At 57.5% G+C, this 12674-nt stretch carries 11 protein-coding genes; 3 read left to right on the top strand and 8 right to left on the bottom strand.

What is annotated here, in order from left to right; all coding sequences use genetic code 11:
• Window positions 1-6: 6 nt before the first annotated feature.
• The 6 genes from H7A81_RS02260 to H7A81_RS02235 form a co-directional block, all read right to left on the bottom strand.
• Window positions 7-1518 carry a serine hydrolase gene (locus tag H7A81_RS02260; protein WP_166935151.1) on the bottom strand — a complete coding sequence of 504 codons (1512 nt, stop codon included), beginning with the start codon at window positions 1516-1518 and terminating at the stop codon, window positions 7-9.
• A gap of 70 nt (window positions 1519-1588) precedes the next feature.
• A complete protein-coding gene (locus tag H7A81_RS02255) occupies window positions 1589-2329 on the bottom strand; it encodes an ABC transporter ATP-binding protein (RefSeq protein ID WP_097119471.1) in 741 nt (246 codons plus the stop codon).
• Window positions 2330-2415: 86 nt separating this feature from the next.
• Complete coding sequence (locus tag H7A81_RS02250; protein WP_034819944.1) at window positions 2416-3243, bottom strand: ABC transporter ATP-binding protein; 828 nt, start codon at window positions 3241-3243, stop codon at window positions 2416-2418.
• Window positions 3244-4143, bottom strand: a complete 900-nt coding sequence (locus H7A81_RS02245; protein ID WP_034819942.1) for an ABC transporter permease — start codon at window positions 4141-4143, stop codon at window positions 3244-3246.
• On the bottom strand, window positions 4140-5150 hold the full coding sequence (locus H7A81_RS02240) for an ABC transporter permease (RefSeq protein WP_182056606.1): 1011 nt from the start codon (window positions 5148-5150) through the stop codon (window positions 4140-4142). Before H7A81_RS02240 ends, H7A81_RS02245 begins: the two co-directional genes overlap by 4 nt.
• The gene (locus tag H7A81_RS02235) at window positions 5150-6745 is read right to left on the bottom strand and encodes an ABC transporter substrate-binding protein (RefSeq protein WP_182056605.1); all 1596 of its coding nucleotides are present in this window, start codon (window positions 6743-6745) and stop codon (window positions 5150-5152) included. Before H7A81_RS02235 ends, H7A81_RS02240 begins: the two co-directional genes overlap by 1 nt.
• 199 nt (window positions 6746-6944) lie before the next feature.
• On the opposite strand from H7A81_RS02235, the gene H7A81_RS02230 reads away from it, so the two are divergent.
• Entirely contained in the window at window positions 6945-7994 is a 1050-nt protein-coding gene (locus tag H7A81_RS02230; RefSeq protein WP_182056604.1) for a dipeptidase, read from the top strand.
• Between the two features lie 2 nt (window positions 7995-7996).
• Window positions 7997-8905: a LysR family transcriptional regulator gene (locus H7A81_RS02225; RefSeq protein WP_182056603.1), complete on the top strand. Its 909-nt coding sequence runs from the start codon at window positions 7997-7999 to the stop codon at window positions 8903-8905.
• 112 nt (window positions 8906-9017) lie between these two features.
• Here H7A81_RS02225 and H7A81_RS02220 read toward each other — a convergent pair whose 3' ends face one another.
• Window positions 9018-10370 (bottom strand): MFS transporter, encoded by a 1353-nt coding sequence (locus tag H7A81_RS02220; protein ID WP_166935159.1) that lies wholly within the window; start codon window positions 10368-10370, stop codon window positions 9018-9020.
• Between the two features lie 172 nt (window positions 10371-10542).
• Window positions 10543-11445 (bottom strand): GntR family transcriptional regulator, encoded by a 903-nt coding sequence (locus H7A81_RS02215; protein WP_182056602.1) that lies wholly within the window; start codon window positions 11443-11445, stop codon window positions 10543-10545.
• Between the two features lie 135 nt (window positions 11446-11580).
• Here H7A81_RS02215 and H7A81_RS02210 point away from each other — a divergent pair, with 135 nt between their 5' ends.
• The gene (locus H7A81_RS02210) at window positions 11581-12609 is read left to right on the top strand and encodes a zinc-binding alcohol dehydrogenase family protein (protein ID WP_182056601.1); all 1029 of its coding nucleotides are present in this window, start codon (window positions 11581-11583) and stop codon (window positions 12607-12609) included.
• The last annotated feature ends 65 nt before the right edge of the window (window positions 12610-12674 follow it).

The following is a 12674-nucleotide window of genomic DNA, read 5'->3' as shown; positions in this document are numbered from 1 at the left end:
GACCGCTTAGCGCGTAAATCTCACCACGCGGCTGCGATTGAGCAGCAGCCGCAGCGAGTCACCTTCGCGCGCTATCACAAAGCGTTTTTCCCACGGTCCATCCTGCGCGGTGGCGAGCACGCGATCGTTGCCCAGCGATTGCAAGCTGGCATGAATCGCTGCCGGACCGATGCCCATTACCAGGCGATCGCCCTCAATCACCATTTCGCTGCGCCAGGCATGTGCGAACCAGCGGCCTTGCAGATGCTCAAGGCTGGCGCTGTCCGCCTGTACTGGAACAAAACGGCGCGGCGCATGACCAATCTCACCGACAATCGCTGCACCTTCATGGCGCAGTTTGATCGGGAAGGTGCTGGAAAGCGACACTGCATCGCCATGAGGATCGGCGCGCCACAGCGTTTCACCGGCACCCAGCCAGGTCGCGGTCACACCCTGAATCTCCAGCCAGTCGGCGGCGTTTTCTGCCACGTATAAGCCCGGCGTCAGGTCGTGCCCTTTTTCCGGCAGCGTGCGATTCAGCAGCGCTGCCATCACCCGCAGTGCACTTTCTGAGGTCGCCACATCTTCGCGGTTGGCAACAATCGCCACGCCCAGCTTCAGCTCCGGATGCAGCAGGAAATAGCTTTTATAACCCGCATGCGAACCGCCGTGACCGAACAGCGTCTGGCTGCCCAGCGTGGAACTGGTGATACCCAGCCCGTAGCCGCTGGTACGGCCGTCATTGAGATGGCGTGGCGCGCTCAGGCGTTGCAGCACGCCCGCGCCGGGTCCGCTGTCCGCCAGCAGACTTTGCAGCCAGCGCGTCAGATGATTGACGCTGCCGGTCACGCTGCCCGAGGCGGAAAGGTGTAATCCAGCGCTGGAGAGCTGCCACTGCGCGCCGTTTTGCCAGTAACCCGGCACCAGTCCCGGCACGATATCGAACCAGGTTTCCGGCGCGACCAAACTGATATCCAGCGGCTCGCAGATATATTGCTGCAGCAGATCGTTGAACAGCACACCTTTGGCTTTCAGCGCCTCTTCCACCAGGCGGTAGCCGGTATTGGTGTATGAAATCTCGCTGCCGGGCGGATAGCTGAGATCGCCTTCCTGTGCGACAAAATCCAGCAGATCAGCAGCGCTGGTGGCGTTGTACACCGACAAGCCGAGCAGCGACAGGGTTTCACGCACGTCGGGCAAGCCGCTGCTCATGTCCAGCGCCTGGCCGACGGTGATCTGGCCGTTGGCGCCTGTAAGCTGCGGCAGATGCTGCACCAGCTTATCGTTGAGTTGCAGGTAGCGACGGCCCGGCCCGGTGACCAGCGCGGCAAACAGATGCTTGGTTATCGAGGCAAAACGCACCACGCTGTCGGCGCCGAAGGGGGTCTGTTGCGCCAGATCGGCCAGACCGGCGCAGTGTGTTGAGTGAATATGATGGGCATCAAACAGGACTATCGCACCACCCGGTGCGCCGGGCTGCTGCCAGCCTTGTGTTATCTGCTGCGCCACCTCGGCGGCCTGTTGCCAGTTCGCGGTCATACTGGTTCCTCCAGCGTCATGCTGAGATCGAAAAGTGGTGCGATATCAGCAGACTGTTGCCCGTTCGCGGTCATGCCGGTTCCTCCAGCGTCATGCTGAGATCAAACAGTTGAGCGGTATGCGGATGCTGGATGCGGCGCGCGCGTAAATCCTCCGCGCTCAATTGCTCCACCATCTCACCGTGCTGCATCACCCCAATGCGCTGGCATAGATGGGTCACCACCGCGAGGTTATGCGTCACCATAATGTAGGTGAGTTTGCGCTCAGTGCGTAGATCGCTGAGTAAATTCAGGATTTCCGCCTGCACCGACACATCCAGCGCCGACGTGGGCTCATCCAGCAGCAGCACTTCTGGCTCGGCAATCAACGCGCGGGCAATCGCCACGCGCTGACGCTGACCGCCCGAAAGCTGATGCGGATAACGGAAACGCACAGCGGCCGGTAAGCCGACCTCGCTCAGCGCCTGGCTGATGCGCTGTTCCGCGCGATCGAGCTGATGCACCAGCAACGGCTCATGCAGGATGCGGTCGATGGTCTGACGCGGATGCAGCGAACCAAACGGATCCTGAAACACCATCTGCACCTGGCGATAGAACGCGCGGCTGCGTTTAGCGCCCAGTTCCATGCCGCCAAATTTCATGCTGCCTTGCCAATCGGCATTGAGTCCGGCGAGGGCGCGCAGAATGGTGGATTTGCCCGAACCACTTTCGCCGACCATGCCAAAGCTTTCGCCGTTGGCGACCGCGAAGCTGACGCCTTTCACTACCTGATGCGCACCAAAGGCGATGCGCAGGTTATCAATTTCAATCATGAAGCTGCCTGTAAATTCTGTGCGTTCGTTGAACGGTACGCATCCAGCGGGCGTAGAGTTGGACAACCGCGTTGAGGGGCATTGCGCTATTCCCGCCACGCCGCATCGCGCTGTAATACCGGTAAACGCTCGCGCGGATGTTTTAACGAAGGCAAACAGGCCAGTAAGCCGCGCGTATACGGATGCTGAGCCTGCTGTAACTGCCCGGCGTCCAGCAATTCGACAATGCGCCCGGCGTACATCACCGCCACGCGATCGCAAAAGTGCGACACCAAAGGCAGATCGTGGCTGATCAGGATCAACCCCATCCCGCGCGCGGAAACCAGATCGTCAATCAGCTTGAGGATCTCTGCCTGTACCGTGGCATCCAGCGCGCTGGTGGGCTCATCGGCGATCAGCAGTTCCGGATCCGGTGCCAGCATCATGGCAATCATCACGCGCTGGCCCATCCCGCCGGAAACTTCATGCGGATAGCGTTTAGCCACGGCGGCAGCATCACGAATTTTCACCTGCTCCAGCAGATCAATCGCCGCCAGCATTGCCGCTTTACGGCTGCCGCCTTTGTGCTCGCGCCAGGCTTCGGCGATCTGCTGGCCAATGGTCATCACTGGATTGAGTGAATATTTTGGGTCCTGCAGGATGAAGCCCACGCGTTTGCCGCGAATCTGACGCAGCACTTTTTCACTGGCGCCGCGCAGATCGATACCGTCAAAACGCAATACGTCGGCGGTCACCTCCGCATTGCCCGGCAGTAATTGCATCAAACAGCGAGCGGTCAGCGACTTACCCGATCCGCTCTCGCCAACAATGGCAAACTTCTCGCGGCCCACGCTAAAACTCACGCCGCGTACCGCTTCAAAGGTCTCTGTGCGACTGCGAAAGGCAATGCGCAGGTTTTCAATTTCCACCAGCATTTAGCGCTCCTTAGGATCCAGCACGTCGCGCAGACCGTCGCCGAGAAAGTTAAACGCCAGTGAGGTCAGGAAAATGGCGATACACGGCATCAGCGGCACCCACCATTCGCTGAACAGGAAGCGGCGCGCGGTGGCAATCATGGTGCCCCATTCGGGCGAGGGCGGCTGCGCGCCCATCCCCAGGAAGCCAAGGCTGGCGGCGGTGATGATGATGGAACTCATATCCAGCGTGACGCGCACAATCAGGCTCGGCACGCACAGTGGCATGATGTGGCGCAGGATGATGCGCAACGGCGAGGCACCGGTGAGTCGGCTAGCGGCGATAAAATCGCTGTGGCGGAACTGCATGGTTTCGGCACGCGCCAGACGCGCGTACGGCGGCCAGGCGGTTAAGGCAATCGCCAGAATCGCGCTCTCCACGCCGGGTTTCAGTGCGGCCACAAACGCCAGCGCCAGAATCAAACGCGGGAAGGCGAGGAAGATGTCGGTGATACGCATCAGCGTCTTATCCACAATCCCACCGGCATAGCCCGCGATACAGCCAATCAGCAGGCCGAGCGGGGCGGTGAGCAGTACCACGGCGATCACCATGCCAAGCGTGGTGCGTCCGCCATAGATAATGCGCGTCCAGACATCGCGGCCGAGTTCATCAGTGCCGAGCCAGTGTGCGACAGAAGGAGCCGCCAGACGGTTTTCCAGATGCTGTGTGCCAGGGTCAAACGGCGTCAGCCACGGGGCAAACAGCGCCAGTAATAGCATGACGGCGATGACCGCTAATCCTGCCATTGCCAGCGGGTTGCTGCGCAGGCTGAGCCACAAACGATAGCGTCGGCCCCACACCGCCTGACGGCGATTGGCTGGCGTATCGTCCAGCAGCCAGTCACGAGAGAAGAAGATCATTTTACGCGTGGGTCCCAAAGTCGATAAAGAAGGTCAGCCAGCAGATTCAGTAGCACGTATACGGTACCGACCAGCAGCGTGGCACCGACCACCGGGTTCATGTCGGCGTTCATCAGCGAGGTGGTGAGATACTGGCCGAGGCCGGGCCAGGAGAAAACGTTTTCGGTAACGACCGCACCCTCCAGCAATCCGGCGTAGGTCAGCGCCAGCACCGTCACCAGCTGTACCGCCACGGTCGGAAAGGCATGCCGCCAGATCACCCGGCGCGATGACAGCCCTTTCGCACGCGCAGTGATCACAAATTCACCGCTCAAGGCATTGAGCATAAAGGTGCGCGTCATACGTGTGATGTAGGCCATGCTGAAGTAGGCAAGGATCAAGACCGGCTGCGCCATGTGTGCCAGCGCATCCCAGAAGGCATCCGTTTCACCGGCGAGCAATGAGTCGATGGTAAGAAAGCCGGTGACCTGCGGCACCATATCCTGCCAGATGATGTCCTGCCGCCCTGGGCCGGGCGCAATGCCGAGCACGGCGTAGAACACCAGCAGGCTCAGCAGCGCCAGCACAAACACCGGTAGTGAGTGCCCAGCGAGGCACACCACGCGAATGGTCTGATCGACCCACGTGCTTTGCCGTACTGCCGCCCAGACTCCCAGCGGAATACCGACCAGCGCAGCGATAATAATCGCCGCTGTCGCCAGTTCCATGGTGGCGGGGAAGAAGCGCGCAATATCGGTGGTCACCGGATTTGAGGTGAGAATCGATTTCCCGAGATCGCCGTGCAGCAGTTGATTGAGGTAGTGGCCGAACTGGATGTAGAGGGGCTGATCCAGCCCCATTTCCAGTCGCACGCGATCCACCACAGACTGCGGTGCGTTATCGCCCACCGCCGCCAGCACTGGATCGGTGGGCATCACTCGACCAATAAAGAAGGTCAGTACAGACAGACCAAACAGCGTCAGCACCAGGCTACCCAGGGTGGTGACGATTTTCTTCAGTAAAGGCATCAGGCTTTTTTCACCTGATCGTATGGCCACTGCTCCAGTACCGTCATGTGCACATCTGAGATGTTTTTGCCGCAGGCGACATTTTTGGTTTTCTGCATCATGTAGATGAACGGACTTTTCTCGCGGCCCAGCTGCTGAATCTGCTGATAGAGTGCAATACGTTTCGCCGGATCCGGCTCGTGCAGTGCATGTTCAGTCAGTTTGTTGAACTCTTCATCTGACCAGCTGCAGCGCCATGCCAGCGTGCGGCTGCGGGCATTTTCGCTGTTGTCGGTATTCACGCAGAAGGCTTCGGTGTTGGAATTCGGATCGAAATAGTCCGCGCCCCACACGGTCAGTGCCAACTGATGCTGACGCGCACGCATCTTGGTCAACACCTGGCGGTTTTCGGCGGCAATCAATGACACTTTGATGCCAATCGCGCCCAACTGGGTCTGGATCGCCTGAGCGATATCGGGATACGGCTGCATTGAGTAGTGATCGAGGGTGATCTCAAATCCATCGGGATAACCCGCTTCCGCCAGCAGCGACTTAGCTTTCGCCACATCTTTGTGGAACGGCGTGTCGTCAAGCGCTGCCGGGAAGCCGCTCGGCAGGAAGCTTTGATGGGTAATAAAGCTCATCGACAGGATGTTTTTCTGGATGCTGTCGTAATCCAGCGCCCACTTCAGAGCTTGCCACACCTGCGGCTTTTTCAGGTATTCATTGTTGGTGTTGCACGACATCAGCATGATGGCTGACAGCGACTGATTCATCAGCGACACGTTGCTGTCGTTCTTCACCTGCAACAACTGCTCGGTAGTGAGATCGTAGGCCGCATCCACGTCGCCTTTCTTCACCATCAGCGCCTGAGCGGCCGGGTCGGTGATGTGCTTCAGGATCACGCGCTTAATTTTGCTCTTGTCGGCATACAGCGGGCTCAGTTCCAGGATCACCGTTTCACTGGCTTTCCAGGTACGCAGGGTGAAGGCACCCGAACCGGCGCTGTGCTGTTTCAGCCACGCATTACCGAAGTCGTTGTTCTGTTGGTTGGCTTCACAGGCCTTCTTCGACACGATGCTGCCAACGGTGGCGGAGAGGCAATACAGCAGGAAGGTTTCAGCCGCTGGTGCACCGAGTTTCATCTCCACGGTATGCGCATCTTTCGCCGTGACCATCTGCGTCACATTGTCTTTAGTGAAGCCGAACTGGTTGATGATAAAGGCCGGGCTTTTATCCAGCTTGACGATACGTTCAATCGAATAGGCGACATCTTCTGCGGTGAGCGCTGTGCCATCGGCGAATTTGGCTGCCGGATCGAGATGGAAGGTGTAGGTGCTGTTATCGCTGCTCACATCCCAGCTCTTCGCCAGCTGGCCAATCACTTTATCGGCTTTCTGCGGGTCCGGCGTGACCAGGCGCTGATACATGTTGCCGCAAATCTGGCCGCCGGTGGCTTCAAAGCTTTCATGGGGGTCAAGGCTGGTAATGTTGTCCAGCTGCATCGCCATCACGAACATACTCGGTGGCGTATCAGCGAAGGCGGTGTTGAGACTCAGATAGGAAAAAGCAGGGACGGCGGCGCATCCTGCGAGAAAACGTCTTCTGGTTACCATGGCAACTCCAAGTTATTGATTATTAAAATTAAATTTAGTTATTTTGCTGTTTTTTGTCTTGACTTTCCCGCTGTGCGAGAGGATTAATAATGGGATTAAGTCATTTGTTTCATGCGTGAAGCCTTGCCTCTTTTTGGTGCAATTTGCCCCGCCAGCAGGCAGAACTTGCGCTTTCTCCCGAATATGGAACCGACACAACATGTCTGAAATCATCAACATTCCGGTCTTTGACGGTCATAACGATGTGCTCAATAAACTCTGGCAACACCATCAACCCAACGCGGTGCAGGCCTTCCTGCAGGGCACTGGACGCGGTCAGATGGACCTGCCGCGTATCCGTCAAGGAAATATGGTAGGTGGGATATTTGCCACCTGGGTGCCGTCTCACCCTCTGATTGCAAGAAGTGCGCCAGACCTCTCAGATTTTCCTCAGGAAATTATTGGCGCTGCGCGTGATGCCACTTTTTCGATGCTGGCGTTGCTGCTGCGCATCGAACAGGCCTCAGAGGGGCAAGTGAAAATTTGCCGCAGCGTGCGCGATATTCGCGACTGCATGGCCAGGGGCGTGCTGGCGGTGGTGATGCACGTGGAAGGGGCGGAAGCGCTGGATACCAACGGCGAGCTACTGGATATCCTGTATGCCAGCGGTCTTCGTACGCTGGGGCCACTGTGGAGTCGCCCGAATCAATTTGGTGAGGGCGTGCCGTTCCTGTATCCGTCATCGCCGGATGTCGGCAACGGCTTAACCGCAGCGGGTAAACAGCTGGTGCGTGACTGTAATCAGCGCCGCATCATGGTTGACCTGTCGCACATGGATGAGAAGGGCTTCTGGCACACGGCCGAGATCAGCGATGCACCGCTGGTGGCGAGCCACTCCAATGCACATGTCATCAGTGCGCAGTCGCGCAACCTCACCGATCGCCAGCTGGCGGCGATCAAAGAATCCCACGGCTTTGTCGGCGTGAATTTCGCCGTGCCGTTCCTGCGTGAAGATGGCGATCGACATGCGCCGACCACCGTGGATGCCATCGTGCAGCACGTGGAATACCTGCTGGAAAAAGTGGGGGAAGATGGCGTCGGTTTCGGCTCGGATCTGGATGGTGCCACCATGCCAGGCGACATGAAAGATGTGGCCGGTTTCCCACTGGTGGTGAACGCGCTGGCGGCACGTGGTTATTCGCGCGAACTGCTGGAAAAAATTTGCCACGGCAACTGGCTGCGCGTGCTTGAAGCGACCTGGGGCGAGTAATTATGCGATTGCGACACATTGAGGTTTTTCAGGCGATAGTGCAGACCGGCAGCATCAGTGCGGCGGCGCGATTGCTCAATGTGTCGCAGCCAAATGTCAGCCGCGTCTTAACGCACGCCGAGCAGCAGTTGGGATTTGCCCTGTTTGAACGGCGTGCGCAGGGGATGGTGGTCACCGCAGAAGGTCGGCGTTTACTGCCCGAAGTGGAAGATCTCTACCAGCGTTTACACTCCATCACCCAACTTACCGAGCAGTTGCGGCGCGGCGAGGGGCAAACGGTGCGTGTGGGAGCTGCACACGCTTTTGGTCAGATGGTATTAGCGCCCGCACTGGTCAACTGGCGACAGCAGGCTGCGTCGGTGAGTGTGGAGTTAGTGACCGAGCACTTCAGCACGCTGTGCCAGATGATCATGGATAACCAGCTCGATTTCGCGCTGGTGTTTGGTCAGCAGGTCGATGCCGATCTGCTGGCGGAACCGCTGTTTCAATCGTCGATGGTGGCGCTACTGCCGAAGCATCACACTCATAACGAACCCGCCACGCTGAAGTGGTTGTGTGCCAACAACCTGTTGATGATGCAGAACCAAGACCCACTTGGGCGCGTGCTGCATCGCGCTTTGCGTGACAAAGGGCTGGACCCGGCGGTGTCGCTGTCGATCAAAACCTATTCGGTGATTGCTGATATGGTGCTGGCAGGCGGCGGTGTGGGCGTAGTGGATCTGTTTACCGCCTGCCGCTATGCCGACCAGCTAAAACTGCTGCCGGTGGCACAACCGCTGCCGTTTGAAGTGATGCTGATCAGCCGCCGCGACCAGCCACAATCGCAATCGACCTTGCAGTTGAAACAGGTGATTCGCAATAAGCTGTGGGAGATCGCGCGGCAGTGTGAAACGCGGTTTTTTACCCTGTAAATGACGGCGAACTGGCTACGAACCGGCTGCGAACTGATTGCGCAATAAATTGCGCCGCTACAAAAAACATGCGCTCTGGCGTAGCGGTGCGATTTATCGCGCTATTGACGACTTACACTCCATCCGTAATCGGTTTACGCACCAGCAGTAGATAAGCCAGCGCACCCACCACGGTGACGCCTGCACAAATCATCAGCGCCAGGCTAAACGACTTGGTGGTATCCAGCACCCAACCGGTGATCACCGGCGCAAACGAGGCAAACACAAAGCTGGCGAAGTTCTGGATGCTGCCCACCGATGCCGTCATACGTGCGGTAACGTTAGCGTGAATCAAGCCCCAGCAAGATGTCCCGGCAAAGTGAATGCAGAACAGCGCCATGCCAATCAGCGTCACTGCACTGGTGGTGTCTGTTGCACGGGTGACGAAAGTGGTGAAGGCTGCAGACAGCAGCATGCCGCTGACAATCGATACCTTACGCACTTTCACTGCATCCATTCCACGACGCACCAAGGCATCTACCACATAGCCGTTCAGCAACATGCCCGCTGCGCCAAACAGGAATGGAATCGCCGCCAGCAACCCGGTGCTTTTCAGATCCAGATGATAGGTCGATTGCAGATAACCCGGCAGCCAGGCAATGTAGAGCCACGCGGTGTAGTTGATGCCGCTGAAGCCAATCATCATGCCCCACATGGTGCGCTGCTTGAACAAACCGCGCCACTCGGCAAAGCTCAGCGGCTCTTTGCGTGATGCCACGCTGCCCGCTTGCAGATAGTGAATCTCTTCACCGCTCAGCTGGCTGTTGTCGCGGTTGCGGTACATCACATACCAGCCAATGGCGAGGAACATACCCAGCACGCCGATGGTGACGAACATGCCGCGCCAGCCCATTACCAGCATCATCGCTGCCAGAATCGGTGGCGCAATCGACAGGCCAATCATCGACGCGGCGTTAAACATCCCCATCGGCATGCCGCGATCTTTGATGTTGAACCAGTCGTTAATTACTTTAACGCCGCACGGGTTCATCGGCGCTTCACCAATCCCCAACCCGATACGCACCAGCACAAACTGCGTGAAGTTATGCACCAGACCGGCAGCGGCCTGGAACAGTGACCAGACAAACATGCCAAGCGCCAGCATGATGCGCGGTCCTTTGCGATCCAGCAGTGCACCACATGGCAGCTGCGCTAAGCCGTAAGCCAGCGAGAACGCAGAGAGCAGCACACCAATTTCGGTGGCCGATAAGCCCAGCTCGCCGCGAATGGTCATGTTGGCCACCGACAGTGAACTGCGATCGAGATAGTTGATAATGGCCGCAAACAGCAGCAGCAACATGGCGGTAACCTGAATCTTCTTAATGCGCGGTGAGCGCACCACATCGCCGCGTGCCGGGACAAAGTCTTGCCCGTCTACTGCGGATGTTGGCGCGGCGTCACGGCCACGTGCAGATGTATTTTCCATTGCAACCTCCCAGGTATGGGGTCTTATCGTTATCGAGGGTTGGGGTCCTGCGGCAGCGAAACGGTGCTGCCACAACAGATTGCTTTGGAGACTAGAAGTAAACCTGTTGGGATGTTGCGAGGATGTTTCAGATTCGTGCGGGCGCTTCAGAATTGTGGTTTTTAATCGGTTTTTAATTGTACTGGCGAATGCAGCGGATCATCGATGACTTCGCCGTGCCAAGATGGTTATGCAACGCGCACAAAGCTTCGACGTCCCGGCGGCTGATTAGCGCGGTCAGAATAGCCATATGTTCCTCCAGTGCCACGATGTTACGCTGTTTTAAATCTGTTTCATCCCATTGATAATGTGAATGAAAAATCACGGAGATGATCTCCAGTGACTGATTGAAGAACGGATTATTAGCCGCTGACAGAATCAGCGTATGCATCTCTTTATCCAACGCGGCAAAGTGGCGATAGTTACTGGCGATGGTGTCGCGCATGGCACGGTGGCGATCCAGCAGGTCGCGCGCCTGAATCCAGCGCTCATCACTGGAGGGGAGGTTGAGAAAGCGGGTAAGTGCATGTGTTTCCAGCATTTCACGCAGTTCGAACAGGTTTTCAGCGTAGAGTTGATCAAACTTTTTCATGCGCCAGTGACCCCGCTTCACCGGTTCCAGCAGGTCGTAACGCATAAACCGCAGCAGGAACTCGCGCACCACTACCGGACTGGCCTTGGCCTGTTGTGCCAGCTGCAACTCACTAAAACTGTCGCCGGGCATCAGCTGTCGCTGGTTAATCAGATTAAAAAACGCCTGTTCAAACAGACGCGCTTGTTGATCGATCGGCGGCGTTAATGCGCTAAAACCATCCTCTTCGCTGGGATCGCGCACGATAACGTAAGTTTCTTCAACTTTATCCAGTACGCCGCGCTCATGCAGATGCTGCAAGGTATGGCGCACGGTGGTGCGGCTGATATTGAACATTTCCGCCAGCGCGGCTTGCGGTGGCAGCGGAGAGCGGATGTGGCGTTTAGCGATGCCTTCCAGCATTTGATTGATCACGTTCTGGCGTAAATTCAGGCTTCGGCTCATGCGCTTCTCCGGTTTTTTATTTATTAAAAACCACACAAAGCCCAAAAAAAGGGCGCTGCCTCACACTTCAGCATGTGCAAACGGCGCGGGTGGCTGATTTTCGCCAAAACTGCGACATCAGCACAGGAGAAGCCCATGACAACAATGAAAACCCTGGTGGTTGCCGAGCCGCGCAATATGGTGTGGCAGCAGCGTGAGAAACCGACTCCGGCCGAACAGGAGGTTGTGATTAAACCGATTGCCGCCGGGATTTGCGGCACCGATATTCATGCCTGGGCGGGCAATCAGCCGTTCTTTAGCTATCCACGCGTTCTGGGCCATGAGCTGTGTGGCGAAGTGGTGGAGCTGGGCTGTCGAGTAACGGATTTCAAAGTAGGGCAGCGCGTGGCGCTGATTCCCTATGTTTCCTGCCAGCAGTGCGATGCCTGTCTGAGTGGTAAAACTAACTGCTGCGAGAATATTTCGGTAATTGGCGTACATCAGGATGGTGGCTTCTGCGAGTTCCTCAGCGTACCCGCCAGCAACCTGTTAGCTGTTGATGATGTGGCGCCAGAAGCGGCGGCACTGATCGAGCCTTTTGCGATCAGTGCGCATGCGGTACGTCGTGCGGCGGTGGCAGCGGATGAGCAGGTGCTGGTGGTCGGTGCCGGACCGATTGGTTTAGGTGTAGCCGCGATTGCGGCGGCCGCAGGCGCGCAGGTGGTGGTGGCCGATACCAGTGAACCGCGACGTGCGCATGTCGCAGAAAAGCTCGGGCTCGCGACTCTCAACCCGATGGCAGAAGATTTCGACACCACGCTACGTGCAGAGTTTGGTGGACGTCTGGCGGCGAAGGTGATTGATGCGACCGGCAACCCGGCGGCGATGAACGCTGCGGTGAAGCTGATTCGTCATGGCGGCACCATCGTGTTTGTCGGCCTGCACAAAGGGGATTTGGTGATCCCGGATATCGAGTTCCATAAACGCGAAACCACCTTGATGGGCAGTCGCAATGCCACACACGAAGATTTCAGAAAAGTCGGCGAGTTGATGGCTTCGGGTCAGCTTCGTGCCGATATCATGCTGAATCGGCATTATGATTTTTCTACTTTGGCGGAGACCTTTGAGTCAGAGGTGATCAACAATCGTGAGTTGATTAAGGGCGTGATTCATTTTTCGAGGTAGTCGGTGCGTATCACTGCGCGCGAATGCGGGCCTGAGCACCTCTGCTGCTGCCGGGCCGTCCTCGC

The sequence above is a fragment of the Pantoea sp. ME81 genome, from assembly GCF_903970985.1.
In the GTDB taxonomy this organism is placed as follows: Bacteria; Pseudomonadota; Gammaproteobacteria; order Enterobacterales; family Enterobacteriaceae; genus Pantoea; species Pantoea communis.
The sequence above is the reverse complement of the archived record's forward strand: the minus strand, read 5'-3'. Positions and strand labels throughout refer to the sequence as shown.